General features: G+C 63.1%; 13 protein-coding genes and 2 pseudogenes. 8 read left to right on the top strand and 7 right to left on the bottom strand.

Annotated features, from left to right (window positions below; translation table 11 throughout):
* Nucleotides 1-13 precede the first annotated feature (13 nt).
* The 4 genes from OKW44_RS15490 to OKW44_RS15475 are packed head-to-tail and all read left to right on the top strand — an operon-like array spanning nucleotide 14 to nucleotide 4,470.
* Nucleotides 14-1,996, top strand: coding sequence for an arylsulfatase (locus OKW44_RS15490; protein ID WP_204357172.1), 1,983 nt, complete (start codon nucleotides 14-16; stop codon nucleotides 1,994-1,996).
* Nucleotides 1,997-2,003: 7 nt separating this feature from the next.
* A complete protein-coding gene (locus OKW44_RS15485; RefSeq protein ID WP_018423478.1) occupies nucleotides 2,004-3,092 on the top strand; it encodes a formylglycine-generating enzyme family protein in 1,089 nt (362 codons plus the stop codon).
* Complete coding sequence (locus OKW44_RS15480; protein ID WP_018423479.1) at nucleotides 3,089-3,883, top strand: MetQ/NlpA family lipoprotein; 795 nt, start codon at nucleotides 3,089-3,091, stop codon at nucleotides 3,881-3,883. Before OKW44_RS15485 ends, OKW44_RS15480 begins: the two co-directional genes overlap by 4 nt.
* Before the next feature lie 56 nt (nucleotides 3,884-3,939).
* Entirely contained in the window at nucleotides 3,940-4,470 is a 531-nt protein-coding gene (locus tag OKW44_RS15475; RefSeq protein ID WP_018423480.1) for a hypothetical protein, read from the top strand.
* Nucleotides 4,471-4,503: 33 nt separating this feature from the next.
* Here OKW44_RS15475 and cls read toward each other — a convergent pair whose 3' ends face one another.
* The 4 genes from cls to OKW44_RS15455 form a co-directional block, all read right to left on the bottom strand.
* Nucleotides 4,504-5,778, bottom strand: coding sequence for a cardiolipin synthase (gene cls / locus OKW44_RS15470; RefSeq protein ID WP_018423481.1), 1,275 nt, complete (start codon nucleotides 5,776-5,778; stop codon nucleotides 4,504-4,506).
* A gap of 151 nt (nucleotides 5,779-5,929) precedes the next feature.
* Nucleotides 5,930-6,436 (bottom strand): hypothetical protein, encoded by a 507-nt coding sequence (locus tag OKW44_RS15465; RefSeq protein ID WP_018423482.1) that lies wholly within the window; start codon nucleotides 6,434-6,436, stop codon nucleotides 5,930-5,932.
* A 22-nt stretch (nucleotides 6,437-6,458) separates the two neighbouring features.
* Nucleotides 6,459-7,292 carry an H-NS histone family protein gene (locus tag OKW44_RS15460; RefSeq protein ID WP_018423483.1) on the bottom strand — a complete coding sequence of 278 codons (834 nt, stop codon included), beginning with the start codon at nucleotides 7,290-7,292 and terminating at the stop codon, nucleotides 6,459-6,461.
* Between the two features lie 211 nt (nucleotides 7,293-7,503).
* Nucleotides 7,504-7,842 (bottom strand): hypothetical protein, encoded by a 339-nt coding sequence (locus OKW44_RS15455; protein WP_026226346.1) that lies wholly within the window; start codon nucleotides 7,840-7,842, stop codon nucleotides 7,504-7,506.
* A gap of 414 nt (nucleotides 7,843-8,256) precedes the next feature.
* On the opposite strand from OKW44_RS15455, the gene OKW44_RS15450 reads away from it, so the two are divergent.
* On the top strand, nucleotides 8,257-8,508 hold the full coding sequence (locus tag OKW44_RS15450) for a hypothetical protein (RefSeq protein ID WP_026226347.1): 252 nt from the start codon (nucleotides 8,257-8,259) through the stop codon (nucleotides 8,506-8,508).
* 95 nt (nucleotides 8,509-8,603) lie between these two features.
* On the opposite strand, the gene OKW44_RS15445 is transcribed toward OKW44_RS15450, so the two are convergent.
* The 3 genes from OKW44_RS15445 to OKW44_RS15435 form a co-directional block, all read right to left on the bottom strand.
* The gene (locus tag OKW44_RS15445; protein WP_018423486.1) at nucleotides 8,604-9,677 is read right to left on the bottom strand and encodes a DUF6765 family protein; all 1,074 of its coding nucleotides are present in this window, start codon (nucleotides 9,675-9,677) and stop codon (nucleotides 8,604-8,606) included.
* Between the two features lie 275 nt (nucleotides 9,678-9,952).
* The gene (locus tag OKW44_RS15440; protein ID WP_026226348.1) at nucleotides 9,953-10,414 is read right to left on the bottom strand and encodes a DUF488 domain-containing protein; all 462 of its coding nucleotides are present in this window, start codon (nucleotides 10,412-10,414) and stop codon (nucleotides 9,953-9,955) included.
* Nucleotides 10,415-10,517: 103 nt separating this feature from the next.
* On the bottom strand, nucleotides 10,518-10,868 hold the full coding sequence (locus tag OKW44_RS15435) for an FKBP-type peptidyl-prolyl cis-trans isomerase (RefSeq protein ID WP_184046744.1): 351 nt from the start codon (nucleotides 10,866-10,868) through the stop codon (nucleotides 10,518-10,520).
* A gap of 278 nt (nucleotides 10,869-11,146) precedes the next feature.
* Between OKW44_RS15435 and OKW44_RS15430 the strand changes: the two are divergent.
* From OKW44_RS15430 to OKW44_RS15420, 3 genes and pseudogenes are all read left to right on the top strand, one after another.
* Nucleotides 11,147-12,846 (top strand): annotated as a pseudogene (locus tag OKW44_RS15430) (helicase-related protein); the annotation flags it as partial.
* A 4-nt stretch (nucleotides 12,847-12,850) separates the two neighbouring features.
* A pseudogene (pdeM, locus tag OKW44_RS15425) lies at nucleotides 12,851-13,511 on the top strand (ligase-associated DNA damage response endonuclease PdeM).
* A 226-nt stretch (nucleotides 13,512-13,737) separates the two neighbouring features.
* A complete protein-coding gene (locus OKW44_RS15420) occupies nucleotides 13,738-15,891 on the top strand; it encodes a hypothetical protein (RefSeq protein WP_280785270.1) in 2,154 nt (717 codons plus the stop codon).
* Nucleotides 15,892-16,345: the final 454 nt, after the last annotated feature.

Raw genomic sequence — 16,345 nt, 5'->3', positions numbered from 1 at the left:
GTCCGCAATAACAATGACAACACTTCGATTTCGCCGTACCAACTTTCGCCCTACTTTGCGTCTCGGCGTGATCGGCGCCGCCGTCGCGAGCCTCGTCACGCTCGCCTCGTGCGGCGAAGACAACCTGCCGAGCGCGTCCGCCGCGTCGAGCGCCGCGCCCGCGTCCACGCCGGTCGTCGCGCAGAAGCGGCCGAACATCCTCTACATCATGGCCGATGACCTCGGCTACTCCGACATCCACGCGTTCGGGGGCGAAATCAACACGCCCAATCTCGATGCGCTGGTGCAAAGCGGTCGCATCCTGACGAATCACCACACGGGCACCGTCTGCGCGATCACGCGTTCGATGCTGATCTCGGGCACCGATCACCATCTGGTCGGCGAGGGCACGATGGGCGTGCCGACCGACGAGCGCAAAGGACTGCCGGGATACGAAGGCTATCTGAACGATCGCGCGCTATCGGTTGCGCAGTTGCTGAAAGACGGCGGCTATCACACGTACATGGCCGGCAAGTGGCACATCGGCTCGGGCATCGTGGGCAGCGCGACGGGCAGCGGGCAGACGCCGGACCAATGGGGCTTCGAGCACAGCTACGCGCTGCTCGGCGGCGCCGCGACCAATCACTTCGCGCACGAACTGGCCGGCTCGAAGAACTACACCGAAGACGGCAAGTACGTGCAACCCGGCCAGCCGGGACAACCCGGCGGCGTGGGCGGCAGCCCGGCGGTGTTCTACTCGACCGACTTCTACACGCAGCGCCTGATCTCCTACATCGATTCGAACAAGGGCGACGGCAAGCCGTTCTTCGCGTACGCGGCCTATACGTCACCGCACTGGCCGCTGCAGGTGCCCGATCCTTATCTGCACAACTACGTCGGCAAATACGATGTCGGTTATGACGCAATCCGCGACGCGCGTATCGCCCGGCAGAAAGCGCTCGGCATCATTGCGCAAGACTTCGTGCCGTTCGGCGGCGCGTCGGAGACGCTGGCCGCGAGCCCAGCCACCGCAAACAACGGCACCGCGAACGCGAAATACGTGAGCGCCGTGCACAGCGCCGTGCAGGGCTACACCGATTACGGCCCCGGCTATGTGGACAAGAAATGGGACAGCCTGTCGCCGGCCGAGAAGAAAGCGCAGGCCCGCTACATGGAAATCTACGCGGGCATGGTGGAGAACCTCGATCACAACATTGGCCTGCTGATCCAGCATCTGAAGGACATCGGCGAATACGACAACACGTTCATCGTGTTCCAGTCGGATAACGGCGCGGAGGGCTGGCCGATCGATTCCGGCGCGGACCCGACCGCCACCGACACGGCGAACGCGGCCGATCCGACCTACTCCCAGCTCGGCACCGACAACGGCAAGCAGAACGCGCAACGTCTGCAATACGGTTTGCGTTGGGCCGAAGTCAGCGCGACGCCATTCCGCTTGACCAAGGGTTATTCGGGCGAAGGCGGCGTGTCCACACCGTTGATCGTGCATTTGCCGGGCCAGACTTCGCAGAAGCCGACGCTGCGTGAATTCACGCACGTGACGGACAACACCGCGACGTTCCTCGCGGTCGCGCACATCGCGCCGCCGACCACGCCCGCACCCGCGCTGATCAACACGCTGACCGGCGTCGATCAGAACAAGGGCAAGGTGGTCTACAACAACCGCTACGTGTATCCGATCACCGGACAATCGCTGCTGCCGCAGCTCGAAGATCAGAGCACGGCGCCGGTGCACAGCGCGTCGTTCGGCGACGAAGCCTATGGCCGCGGTTATCTGCGCAGCGCCGACGGCCGCTGGAAAGCCCTGTGGACCGAACCGCCGCTCGGCCCCGTCGACGGTCACTGGCAGTTGTACGACATGAGCGCCGATCGCGGCGAAACGCAGGACGTGTCGGCGCAGAACCAGTCGATCATCGATGGTCTCGTGCAGCAGTGGAACGACTACATGACCAGCGTCGGCGGCGTCGAACCGTTGCGTCCGCGCGGCTACTACTGAGCACACGATGGCGTTTTCATTCAAGTTCAAAGGCGGCGTGGCGCTGTATGGCGCATACGTCGCGATCGCGGCGGTCGCATTCGCCGCCGCGTTTGCCGCGCCTTCCATCAGTGCGGCGAGCGCGGCGGTATTCGGCGGTGGCCCGTCCAGCGCATTCGACAGCCTGAACCGCTCGCGTCCACTCGCCGCGCTCGGCTCCGAACAGCAATGCGAGCGTTACTCGGGCCTGCCCGCGCGCTGGCGCGACGACCCGCAAGCCGGCATGGTGCATCTGCATGGTGGCGACTTCGTGTTCGGCAGCAAGCTCGGCTACGAAGACGAGCGCCCTGGCGACGGCAAGACGCACGTTGCCGGCTTCTGGATCGACCAGACCGACGTCACGAATGCGCAGTTCGCCGCGTTCGTGCGGGCGACCGGCTACGTGAGCGATGCGGAGCGTCAGGGCGGCGCGGTCGTATTTCACACGCCGACGCGCGAAGAAATGAACGCGCGCGATCTCGCGTGGTGGAGTTGGGTCAAAGGCGCCGCATGGAATCATCCGGCCGGTCCCGGCAGCACGCTCGACGGCCGGATGAATCAACCGGTGACGATGGTCACGCAGGCCGATGCGCTCGCGTACGCACACTGGCTCGGCCGCGATCTGCCGACCGAAGCCGAATGGGAATACGCGGGCAAAGCCGGCCATGAAGGCGCGGACCTCGACACCGCGCCGCGCGACGCGCACGGCAAGCCAGGCGCGAACTACTGGCAAGGCGTGTTTCCGGTGCTCGACACCGGCGAGGACGGCCATGTCGGCCTTTCACCGGTCGGCTGCTATGCGGCGAACGACTTCAGGCTTTACGACATGATCGGCAATGCGTGGGAGTGGACCAAGGACGTGTACAGCGGTCCGCACCAGTCGCATACGAACGGCGATACTGCCGCCGTGGCGCCAATCAGCCGCCGCCACGATACGCCGATGGTCATCAAAGGCGGCTCGTTCCTGTGCTCCCGCGACTACTGCGTCAGATATCGCGCGGCGTCGCGCGAGCAGCAGGAAGCCGATTTGCCGGCTTCGCATATCGGCTTTCGCACGGTGTCGAGGGATGCGTCATGAAGCGATATGCGATTGCCGCGCTTGCGCTCTCGGTGTTGCCTGCTTTACTGCCCGTACCCTCGCACGCTGCCTCGCAGACGATCAGAGTCGGCGTGAGTTCGGGCGCGCAAGCCGAGATCATGAACGAAGTGCGCCGGGTCGCCGCAACCGAGGGTCTCGCGCTCGACGTCGTGGTGTTCGATCAGCCGTCGCGGATCGACGCAGCGCTCGCCGCGAAACAGATCGACGTCGCGAGCTTCGAAGACGAAGCGGCACTCGACGCACAGCGCAAACTGCATGGCTACGCACTGACGAGTGTGGCCACGACCGTCACGTTTCCGGTCGCGCTGTACTCGCGCAAGCTGAGGAACCTCGTGCAATTGCAGCGCGGCGCGACGATCGCGATTCCCGACGACCCCGCCGGCACGGCACGCGCGCTGATCCTTCTGCAAAACGAAACGTTGCTGACGTTCCGCGACAGCGCGGGCCTGCACGCGACGCTCGCCGACATCACGAGCAACCGCCTCCATCTGAAGATTCGCCGGGTACCGCGCGCGCGTCTGTACGACACGTTGAACAGCGTCGCGGTCGCGGTGATCGATAGCGACACAGCGGCGCACTCAGGTCTTCGTCCCGCTCGCGATGGTCTCAGTTTCGAAGACGCGCGCTCGCCGTATGCGAACGTGCTGACCGTGCGCGACAGCGATCGCCACAACGCATGGGTCGCGCAACTGGTCGCCGCCTATCATTCGAACGACGTCGCGCATTTCATCCTCACGCGTTATCAGGACTCGGTGCGTCGGCCGTGGTGAATACGTTTTCGTTTTCCTGCTCCGCGTGCGGTCGATGCTGCAACAGTCCCCCGTCGATGACGCTGGCGGAGTTGTTTCGCCATCGCAACCGGTTTATCGGCTGCCTCGCGATTGGACGCGTGGCGCGCAGGCGGTCCGGCGAAAGGCTGCGTGTCGGCCGACATGAAGCGGTGCTCGACGAAGCCGATTGCGCGGAGTTCGAGGCGCTGGCCGATACGCTGCTGTATCGCGCGGGCGACACCTTCAGCATCGTTGCGCAGGGCTTCGACTATCCGTCGCTCGCGCGCTGCCCGGCGCTGGCGGACGACGGGCGCTGCGCGATTCATCTGCAAGGCAAGCCGCTGACGTGCGAGGTGGTACCGCTCGACCCGCTCGTGCCGGACAGTCTGCAACACCTGGTATTGGCGGAACGCGGCGACAGCGCCGTCTATGTCGGAAGTGCATGCATTCAGGAAGGCAAACGCGTTGCCAATGCGTATCAACACGCGAAAGCGCGCCTCATCGATGCGGCTGCCGTTGAACACGACAACGGCAAGCGAGCCGCGCGGCCCGACATCGAAGCGTATCTGAGCAGCGCCGTTCATTGATCCGTCGGCGCCTCGATACGTTGCTATCGGTATTCAAAGCTGTGTATCCAGTAACCTTACGAACTTTTCGACGACCTTCTCGGTGAACGAACGCCGTGTCCATGCTTCGAGCGTGATGCGCTTCGACTTCGCGATGTCGTCATCGAACGCGGCGGTCTGCTGCCTGGCGAAATCGCGGTCGTAGATGTTCAGGTTCGCTTCGTCGTTCAGCTTGAACGAGCGGCTATCGAAGTTCGTCGAGCCGACCGACACCAGGTACTCGTCGACTACCAGCAACTTGCAATGGAACATGGTCGGCTGGAACTCGTAGATCTCGACGCCCACTTTCAGTAGGTCGCCCCAACACGCACGCGACGCTTCGCGCACCGTGTGCGTGTCGATGCGTTTGCCCGGCGTGACGATCTGTACTTTCACGCCGCGTTTCGCGGCTTCGACGATCGCGTTGATGGTGAGCTTGTCGGGCACGAAGTACGCGCTCGCAAGGTGCAAACTGCGCGTGGCGGCGGTGATGGCCATCAGATACATCAACTGCATGTCGTCGCTGCCGCCCGACGGCGAACTGCTGAACATATGCGCGAGACCCTGGCCCGCTCCTTTCGGCTCGGCATCGATGTGCGGAAAATACTCGGGCCCGTGCAATACGCTGCTGGTCGCCTTGATCCAGTTGTCCATGAACACGGCCTGCATATGGCCGACCACTGGACCCGTCACGCGAAAATGCGTATCGCGCCAATGCTTTTCGTCCTGCGCATTGCCAGTCCACTCCGGCGCTATGCCGACCCCGCCGGTAAAACCGATCCGGCCGTCGATCACCAATAGTTTGCGGTGCGTACGGTCGTTCATGCGGCCGAGTCCGGTCCAATGCGGCTTGTGATACTTGACCACTTCGGCGCCGGCCTCCCGCAGCAATTGCAGATAGCGCCGATCCATTTTCGACGAACCGACCCAGTCGAGCAGTACATGCACGGCGACACCTTCGCGCGCCTTATCGGCAAGCGCACGCGCAATCTGTCCGCCGATCTCGCCAGACCAGTAAATGAACGTTTCAAATGTGATGGTTTCGCGCGCCGACCGAATGCCCTCGAGCATCGACGGAAAGATCTGGTCGCCGTTGAGCAGCATCTCGAAGCGATTACCCGGCACCACGGGTGGACCGAGCAATAAACCCATCGAACGAAGGAATTGCGGATCTTCGCTCTTATAAAGCCGCTCGATTCTGTGTTCTATTTTCTTCTCGCCGCTCGACAGATTGGCGATCACGAGAACGATCACGAGCGTGGCGAACGCGGTAATAGAAATGGTCAGCATGCGTGGCCTCGATGGCAGGCGGCGGGTCACGGCATACGAGTCCCGCATCCGACGGGAGAATGCCGCACTCGTGCCTGGCTTTCACTATCAGCACGTCATGCACGGCGCGTGCCCGGATCAGGACCGCGCCTTGCTTTCTGGTTCCAACGCTTTATCTGACCAATGCAAACGCCTCGCGGCTTGCGATTTCGCCCGCGCCGAATACGCCGATGACCGTATAGTCCGACGCCACGCATTCGAACGTCGATGCCTGAAACGTAATGACGAAATGCCGTCGCGCCGGTGCCTCGGGAGCAATGGCGACGGAGTCTATCGCCATGGCGGCAATCTCGGCGCACAACGACGAATTGACGACTTCATGCACCGCGCAGCCGGCGAGACCTTGCGCTGCGAGCGGATGAATGGCGAGATCGTCATCGCCCGGCGGCCCGAGACGATGAAAGATGGCGTCGGAGAACAATACCGCGCAAAAAGGATCGTCGTCGGGATCGAATGGCCCGAACCGTTCAAAGTCCGACTCCGCGATCGGATAAGTGAGGATCACGCGGCGATCGCTGGCGACGATGAACGGTTCGGCGGCATCGGCTGCCGGATGAGGAGTGGAGTCCAGCAGGAAGACCTGATCTTCCTGCCGGGGTGCGTCGAACGTGCTAACCATCTGGCTCACGACTCCGCGGCTATTACGCGCTTGCTTGCGTCTCTGGCGTTTGGGGAGCCGCCGCGACGGGCGCGGCCGTACTCTTTGCAGCAACCTTGCGTGCCGGTGCTTTTCTTGCGGTCTTCACAGCGCTTTTGCGGCCGGCGGTCTTCTTCACCGCGGCTTTCCGGCTTGCCGGAGTTGCCTTTTTGGCTGCGGTCTTTTTCACGGCCGTCTTGCGCGTTGCTTTTTTCGCCGCGGTCTTCTTGCCTACCGCACTCGCGGTCGCTTTCGCCTGGCTGCTCTTTGCCGCCGTTTTCGCCGCTTTCGGAGCGGCAGCCGTGCTCGCGCCATCGATCAGGAATTTGCTGCGGTCCTTGACGGCCGCGAGCCACGCCGGCGCCGGACCGCGGCCGCTCCAGGTCGCGCCGGTCTTCGGATTCAGGTACTTCGGCGGCTGGGCGCCTTTCGGCTGCCCTTTGCCGCCCTTCACGGCGGGAGTAGCCGCGGGCTTGCTTGCGCTCGCAGCGTCGATCAGAAACGCCGTGCGGTCCTTCACGCCGGCGATCCAGCCAGGCGCACGGCCGTGCCCCGTCCAGGTCGCGCCGGTTTTGTGGTCGCGATACTTCGCGGGGGTTGCCGACCTGGCGGCTTTGCTCGCGCCCGCAGGTCTTCCGCGACCCGCCGTATTGCCATTCAGACCTCGCTCGGCACGTCGTGCCTTCGCCTGTGCTTCGATATCGGCAGTCGTGAGACCGTGCTTGAGCATCAATTCGCGAATCTGGTCGACCGCGGCTTGTGCTTTTCTGGCAATGAGAACGTCAGCTTGCTCCTGGAGCTTCTTAAGCTTTGCTTGGATTTGCTCTAACGAAGGCATTTGATTGCTCCTTATGTGGTAATCGTCGAACTATGCCATGAATGACGGAAGAAAGGCAGTGTATTGACCTATCCCGAGCTTCAATACACCGATACGAGCGCCGATGCGGCGTTCAAATAACAAAGCTTTCAGGTTTTCTACCGGGTCATCGAAGCTTTCTTCCTTTTCCTTCCCTCCTGATTCTTCTTTTTCATTTCGGTTCCACCACCACTCAGATAGGTGTAAAAACGACGGCCTGGCGATCGGCAATGTACCTCACACTCCGTATGAAGCGGTAGTGTTGACCGTCCGCCGTTATCCGGTTCAGGCCCAGGCAGGTCAGTACCAGCATTTCATCTGCCTGGAAAGCGTCGACGACGCCGGAATCCGTTAAATCCTCCAATGCACCGGATGGATTTCCGACGTAAACGCTGCGCGCCTGCTTGCCGATCCGCATCACGACCACGCTTTTTCCCTCGTCGAGCGCCAATTCGAGAAAGCTCGCGAGCGTGCGCAACGACTCTGGCGTGCAAGTCCTGGTCTGATAGATCGCGGCATTCGATGGCGTCATTTGTGTTTCCCCGTCATCCGCATCGGCGACAAAAAGGGGCGCCGCCGTGCTTTCTGGCATTAGTCGCTTCTACTATAGCCAGGCCTTTGGATATTCAAAGGAGAGTAGTCCACTTTTTATTTGAAAACGGTCTTTTTTCGTGGCCCGCTATAGCGAACGGATTCGAACATGCGCGAAAAGCCACTGACGACGCGTGCAAAGACACCGCCCCGGCTCCGGTAACGTGCCGTTACCGATCTTGCAGCACCTGTTGCCCCCTGTACCGGCCAAGTCCATTTACACTTCGTATCCGTGCCCAGCGGCGGACGTATGGCCAATGGAGAGTCCTTTGTCAGCCGCCATGCTCGCGGCGGCTATTGAAATGGACGCCGGACCACCCTAATTCCGATCCACTCAAACACGATGGTACTTGCAATGAAAGCTGGTTTTATTCGGACCGCCCTCGGGGCAATGGCAGTCTCGTTGGCAATGGCCGGCACCGCGAACGCGGCTGGTTGCCTGAAAGGAGCGGTAGTGGGCGGCGTCGCCGGGCACTACGCGGGACATCATGCGGTGGTCGGCGCGGTGGGCGGTTGTATCGTCGGACGGCATATGGCCAAAAAGCACGCCGAAGAACAGCAGGCGGCGGTTCAGGCTGCGCCGCATCAGCAAGCCCGAATGCAGTGACTGGAGAATACGGGCGCCACCGCAAACGTTCGCACCGGCAACGCGTCACTGATGTTCGGATCTCCGTTCGCGGCGACGCGCCCTGCTCCGATCACTTAGGCAATGCGTAATCCGCGCGCGGGCAAGATCTCCTGAGTGGTCACGAAACGGTGTTGCTTGACCGCGTCGTGAAAGAGCCGGTAGTCGCTCTTCTCGAAGGCGGTCGTCCACTCCGGTCTGTCCCCGGTGTCGTCATCGCACAACAAACCGGTGGCCTGGTACTTCCACGACCCTTGTCCTTTGGCGATATAGCCGGGCACGGGTTCTTTCAAACCTGGAATACGGCCTGCATTCACCCATTCGCAAACGGTTCTCAGACGCAGGTTGTCGTCGGGTTCGCGGTTCGTATCGAGCAGCCGGGTCAGTGCGTCTTTTACGTCGTCCGGCATGCCGGGCTGGTTTTCGAAATCTTCGCGTCCGGCCAGATAAGCTCGCACGACACGACAACTCATGTCCGCCGCTTGCACGAAATCCGGCAAATTATGTCGTGAGATGAAGTGATTGCGGCCGTCGATGTAATGCCAGCGCGCCCAGGGCTGGTCGGGATAATGCAACGCGGCGCCATGGCCAACCGGCAGCGCGATCGTGAGAACGTCCTCCTCGACATGCTCGATCAGATGCGCGACCGCCAGTTCGAGGCTCGCGAGCCAGCCTTTGCGGGTGCAATCCTGCGCTTCGAGAAGATGCACGCGATTCCACGGGCTTTCGATGCCCGCGAATCCCTGGTGCGCCCAGGTATCGACATAGGTATGAAGCGTCACGCCGAGTCGATGCAACGCGGTCTCCGAATCGCGCTGCCGGATCGCGCGCCGCACGACTTCGCGCGCGACGTCACTATCGGGCCGGCAAACCGCCTTTTCCTCCAGAGTTTCGCCAACCCCAGCCGGCAGAAAATGGAATGGCGTCCACACGAGCCGATTCTGGTCGTCCTCGGTATTGACGTAATCGAATAACTTGTGCGCGGTCGCGAATCGCTCGAAGGTCTCGCCGCCTTTGAACCGCAGTATTCCGCTCGTGGTTGCGTCGTCGACATATTGGCAGGCATGCGCGACGGTTTGCGCATCGCCGACCGTCATGCCGCCGACGCGCGTGGCAATGTAGACCACGCCGTAATGGAAGTCGATATTCATGGCATGCGCTCCTGGCGCGCGTAAGCATGGCCGGTTTGTGGCGGGCGATAGGGCGAGACGAAAACAGGGAGGTGCGCGTGAGTAGATAGTAGACGAGCGAGCGGCACGCGCCTTGAAAAAACATGCGCTCTGTACGCGATTTTCCACGTTTCGCGCCACTCAACCATTCGGGCTACTGAAGGAAACGCGGGCGGATCCGGCGAGATTCAACCCTCCGGCACGGAGAGCCGCCGGGCGATGAGGCGGAAAAACCTAACCGGCCTGAGCGGCGCCGGTCAGGCCAAATGTGTAACGGACAGACGACTATTCCAGTGCTGGTTCAGATACTCGAGCGCGAACTTCCGGTGGCAATGATGTGGTAAATGTTCACTGCAAAGCAGGCAACCCGATTCGAATAGCGAGATATCCAGATTACTTTCCACGCGGCGGCGCGCGATGAGGTCGAAATATTCCTCCCGAAAGTTCTCCCAACTCAATTGCTTGCCCTGGTAGCGTTTGAGCAGGTCCGGCTCGGGAGCCAGCTCCGGGATTTCCAGGTACGCCGCATTGCACAACTGCTCGAGAAAGAAAGGCAGATCCTGCTTTTTCGCAAAACCCGCCAGTTGCGACGTGTTGTTGAGGCGAATGTCGAGCACGGTGCGCACGTGGGCGTCCTTCAGCAAACTGAAGAATTTCTGGGCGCTCTTGCCGGTAAAACCAATGCTGGCCACCTGCACGCTACTTTTGTCACGTTTCATGGTGAATCCCCTGGCGGACCATTCGGCGCCCATAAAAAAGCCTCGCTGCGATTGGCGCAGCGAGGCTGGGGTGTCAGTGCATCTTTAGCGCCGCTCGCCTGCTTTACTTGACGATGTCGACCAGTTCGACTTCGAAGGTCAGATCTGTATTCGGCGGAATCGGGCCGGCGCCACGATCGCCGTATGCGGTCGCCGCCGGGCACGTGAGTCGCGCCTTGCCGCCGACTTTCATCTTCTGCACGCCTTGCGTCCAGCACGGAATCACGCGATTGAGCGGAAACGTGGCCGGCCCGCCATGCTTGGCCGAACTGTCGAATTCGGTGCCGTTGGGCAGCGTGCCGCGATAGTTGACCTTTACCACGTCGGTCGCGGACGGTTGCGGGCCCGTGCCTTGCGTCAGATGTTCGACGATGACGCCGGACGGCAGCTTCTCCGTGGTCGGCGCGGCAGCCATCGCGGTCGAGGACAGAACGGCTGCGGCCAGCAAAGCAACGAGTGATTTCAAAGCGAATCTCCTGTGGGGTAGTCCGTTTGATTGTAACGGATCGGGTGTCGGCCGAGGGTCCCACATATCGCCCGATGCCGAGGGTCGTTGCGCGCCCATCAGGAACCTCGCTGAACCGTCGCGCGACCACGCGGTCCACATGTACATCCGGCGCGAGTCGCCGGCAAGCGAATCCGCCACACCCGATGAGAACGCTTTCGATGACCGAGCCGGCCCATTCCGACGAGACGTCCGAGAGTCTGACGTTGATTCTGACGCGCGCCGACGCGCGCGAAGTACTGGCTCAGGTTCGGATTGTGATCGTCGACGAATGGCATGAATTGCTCGGCAACAAACGCGGCGCGCAGACCCAACTCGCGCTTGCGCGTCTCACCCATTGGCGGCTCGACTTGCAGGTGTGGGGCTGTCGGCGACGCTCGGCAATCTGTCGTTCGCGACCGAGGTACTGCTCGCGCCGGTGGCGACGCCGTGCGTCAGCGTGCACGGTGCGCTGCCGAAAGCACTGATCGTCGACACGATCATTCCCGACACGATCGAGCGCTTTCCGTGGGGCGGTCACATGGGCATGCGGCAGGTCGATGCGGTCGCGCGCGCGATCGACGAAGCACGCACGTCGCTCGTCTTCACGAACACGCGCTCGCAATGCGAGTGTGGTACCAGGCGCTACTCGAGGCGCGCCCCGAGTGGGCCGGAGTGATCGCGGTGCATCACGGCTCGCTCGATCGGCAGGTATGCGAGTGGGTCGAACGTGGGTTGAAGAACGGTTTGCTAAAGGTTGCCGTGTGTACGTCTAGTCTCGACCTCGGCGTCGATTTTCTGCCGGTGGATCGCGTGTTCCAGATCGGCTCGCCAAAAGGCGTCGCGCGCTTGATGCAGCGCGCGGGCCGCTCGGGACATGCGCCCGGTTTGCCGTCTCGCGTGACGATCGTGCCGACGCATGCGCTCGAATTGATCGAAGCGGCGGCCGCGCGTGAAGCCGTCGACAAGCGGCAGATCGAAAGCCGCGATACGCCGCAAAAGCCGTTCGACGTGCTGGTGCAGCACCTCGTCACCGTTGCTATCGGCGGTGGCTTCGACGCGCGCGAGCTGTACGATGAACTTCTGCATACCTATGCATATCGCGATCTGACGCAGCAGGAGTTCGACTGGATGCTGGGTTTCGTCGAAGGCGGCGGCGCGACGCTGCGCGCATATCCCGACCACCATCGCGTCGCGCGCGATAGCGGCGGTCTGTACCGCGTCCCGCGCAACGATCTCGCGCGCCGGCATCGCAACACCATCGGTGCGATCGTCGCGAATGGCACGTTGAACGTTGCGTATCTATCGGGCAGGCGCATTGGTGCAATCGAGGAATCGTCCATTTCGCGGCTCAAGCCCGGCGATGTGTTCACGTTCGGCGGCCGCGCGGCCGCTGCTCGAATTGCAGCAGAAGTGGTCGGCGTTGCCCGAGCCGGGCGTACTCGTCGTCGAGCTGCTCAAATCGCGCGAGGGTCATAACTTCTACTGCTATCCGTTCGCGGGGCGCACCGCGCATATCGGACCTGGCGCTCTGCTCGCGTGGCGAATCGCCCGCGACAAGCCCGGCACGTTTTCGATTTCGATGAACGACTACGGTTTCGAATTGCTGTGCGCGCAGGCTTTCGATCGGGCCGCGCAATTACCGACTGGCCTGCTTCCACCTGACGAACTCGATCACGACATTCTTGCGAGCCTCAATTCGTCCGAACTCTCCTTGCGACGTTTTCGCGAGATTGCGCGAGTGTCGGGACTCGTGTTTCAGGCGCATCCGGGACAGCAGAAGAGCGCGCGGCAATTGCAAGGATCGAGCGGGATTTTCTACGAGATCTTTCGTCAGCATGATCGCGGCAATCTGCTGCTGGGCCAGGCCGATACCGAAGTACTGCTGCAGGAACTCGACGTGCGGCGCAACGATGAAGCCGACCTCGCTCGCGATCGACGTCGGCGGACGACCTCTCGTGCTGTCGAGCTTGCGCGCGTGTTTCGATCCGGCGCTGCGCGCGCTCTTTATCACCGATGCGCATTTCGGCAAGGATGCGGTGTTTCGCGCGCGGCATTCCAGTGCCGACTGGTTCGACCGCGGAGAATCTGCTGCGGATCGATCGTCTGATCACGGAGTTCGAGCCGGCGACGCTGGTGTTTCTCGGCGGTCTGCTGCATGCGCGCGAGTCGCTGTCGACGCTCACGCTCGATGCGCTGCATGCGTGGCGCGCGCGACATGCGTCGAGGCGCGTGATGCTCGTCGAGGGCAATCACGATCGGCATGCCGGTGAGTTGCCGCTTACGTTGGATGTCGAGTCCGTGCGCGAGCCGTGGCATATCGGGGCGTGGGCGCTGTGCCATCACCCGCATGCGGTCGATCACGCGTATGTGCTCGCGGGGCATTTGTATCCGGTCTATCGGACTGCGATGCGGACCGATTCAGTGCGCGTGCCGTGCTTTCGCTTCGGGATTGATCGGGGGGTGCTGCCGGCGTTCGGTCGTTTTACCGGAGGCGCGCCTGAGACGGGGTGCGTTCTGGGGGAGAGGGTCTTTCTGGTGGTACAGCAGAGAGTGATCGAGTTGAGGAGTTGAGTGGACGGCGGGGGCCGTCCACTTTGTTGCCTGGTTGATTGGTTGATTTTTTGTTGCGGATTGGTTTGCCGGTTCGCTGGCTGGTTTTTTTGCTGGCCCTTTCGCTGCAGACTCCCCGCGGCGCTCGAGCGCGGCCGGTGTGGAGGCCAGGCCGCGCCGGCCTCCATCCTTGGGAGCCCCGCAAGGTTCGCGGGACTCCTGCCACTGGTTAGTGGTTGCCGCCGCCGTGGCCGCCATTGCCGGAGCCACCGCCGCCGTAGCCGCCACCGTGGCCGCCGCTGCCTTGACCGCCGCCGTTGCCGCCGTTGCCGCCATGGCCGCCGTGGCCACCGTTGCCGGAGCCGCCGTTGCCCTGGCCGCCACCGCCTTCACCGCCATGGCCGCCGTGGCCGGAACCACCGTTACCCTGGCCGCCACCGCCTTCACCGCCATGGCCACCGTGGCCGGAACCGCCGTTACCCTGGCCGCCGCCTTCACCACCATGGCCACCGTGGCCGTAGCCGCCGTTGCCCTGGCCGCCACCGCCTTCACCGCCATGGCCACCGTTGCCGGAACCGCCGTTGCCCTGGCCGCCACCGCCTTCACCGCCATGGCCACCGTGGCCGGAACCGCCGTTACCCTGGCCGCCGCCTTCACCACCATGGCCGCCGTGGCCGGAGCCGCCGTTGCCCTGGCCGCCACCGCCTTCACCGCCATGGCCACCGTTGCCGGAACCGCCGTTACCCTGGCCGCCGCCTTCACCACCATGGCCGCCGTGGCCGGAGCCGCCGTTGCCCTGGCCGCCACCGCCTTCACCGCCATGGCCACCGTTGCCGGAACCGCCGTTACCCTGGCCGCCGCCTTCACCACCATGGCCGCCGTGGCCGGAGCCGCCGTTGCCCTGGCCGCCACCGCCTTCACCGCCATGGCCGCCATTGCCGGAACCGCCTTTGCCTTCGCCACCGCTGCTGCCGTGGCCGCCGTCGCCATGACCACCGTCGCCGTGACCGCCGTTACCCTGGCCGCCGCCTTCACCACCATGGCCGCCGTGGCCGGAGCCGCCGTTGCCCTGGCCGCCACCGCCTTCACCGCCATGGCCGCCATTGCCGGAACCGCCTTTGCCTTCGCCACCGCTGCTGCCGTGGCCGCCGTCGCCATGACCACCGTCGCCGTGACCGCCGTCACCGTGGCCACGACCGCCATCGCCGTCACCATCACCGCCGTGGCCATGACCGTGACCGCCATCGCCGTCACCATCGCCGCCATGCCCATGACCGTGGCCGCCATCGCCGTCACCATCGCCGCCGTGCCCATGACCGTGGCCGCCATCGCCGTCACCATCGCCACCGTGCCCATGACCGTGGCCGCCATCGCCGTCACCATCGCCGCCGTGCCCATGACCGTGGCCGCCATCGCCGTCACCATCGCCACCGTGCCCATGACCGTGGCCGCCATCGCCGTCACCATCGCCACCGTGCCCATGACCGTGGCCGCCATCGCCGTCACCATCGCCACCGTGCCCATGACCGTGACCGCCATCGCCGTCACCATCGCCACCGTGCCCATGACCGTGTCCGCCGTCGCCGTCACCATCGCCACCGTGTCCATGACCGTGACCGCCATCGCCGTCACCATCGCCACCGTGCCCATGACCATGGCCGCCATCGCCGTCACCATCGCCACCGTGCCCATGACCGTGTCCGCCGTCGCCGTCACCATCGCCACCGTGTCCATGACCGTGACCGCCATCGCCGTCACCATCGCCACCGTGCCCATGACCGTGGCCGCCATCGCCGTCACCATCGCCACCGTGCCCATGACCGTGACCATGTCCACCATCCCCACCACCGTCCCCGCCGTTATCACCGCCTCCGTTACCGCCGCCATCGCCGCCCGTGCCACCACCGCCGCCCGCGCCGCCATTACCGTTGTCGCCGGCGCCGCCATTGCCGTTGTTGCCGCCGGTATTTCCCGAGCCCACCCCGCCCGGGCCGGAATTAGCCGAGCTATTCCCGCCACCGCTTCCCGCGCCCGTGCCCGTCGAGGACGTCCCGTTGCCCGCCGGCGAGCCGGGGGACGATGTCGGGCCGAGCCCCGCCGCCGCGACGCCGAAGGCGCCCGCCCCGAGCTGCCCGAATCCCTGCGACGTGCAGCCCGGCCCGCCGCCCGACGGACATCCGCCGTTCACGCCAGCCTCGGCGAGCACCATCACTCCGGGATTCGTTGCCGGCGCGGCGGTGCTCCCCGAATTCGTCTGCGCACCCGCCATCGCCGCATAAAGACTGACCGCGACCGCCAAAGCCGCCCGTCGCGTTCCCAATATCCACGCGTCCCCGTTTTGCTTTTTCATTTCACTCTCCGAATTATTTCACCAAAAAAGACCGGTCCAATTAACGAGTGAATCTCCGCTCGTCAACAAAACGAAAAGTCAAAGCCTTTGCGCAGCTTCGCTTTATGCGAATTTAAAATGCGTTCGCACTAAAAACTTCTCTCACGGAAAATCCCCGGTCCGATTTGGCGTGCTTCGAGAGAATCGGCTGGCCATGCGCGCACGTGATCGTGAGAGCCGCACAGCGAGGCTTGATGGACGTTGAAGTTATTCGCAGCGCAATCGCTCGACCGTGCGCTAGACCACGCAATGCGATATTGCCGATACGGCCGTCAGGCGGCGTTAGACGACGATCCTCCCGCCAAATCCGCTACTCCATATTCTTCAGACAGGAAATTAAAAACTATCGCGCTCAATGCAATCGGATCAGAAAAAATAAAATTAGCCTTTGGTTTTTATCGGACAAATACGGACCATTTACACATCATCCGTTTATTCATGTGGCCATTCGCACATAAAAATAAAG

Origin of the sequence: Paraburkholderia lebeckiae (assembly GCF_050436325.1) — a bacterium.
Lineage (GTDB): Bacteria > Pseudomonadota > Gammaproteobacteria > Burkholderiales > Burkholderiaceae > Paraburkholderia > Paraburkholderia tuberum.
Note: the sequence above shows the minus strand (reverse complement) of the source record. Positions and strands in the feature narration are given on the sequence as shown.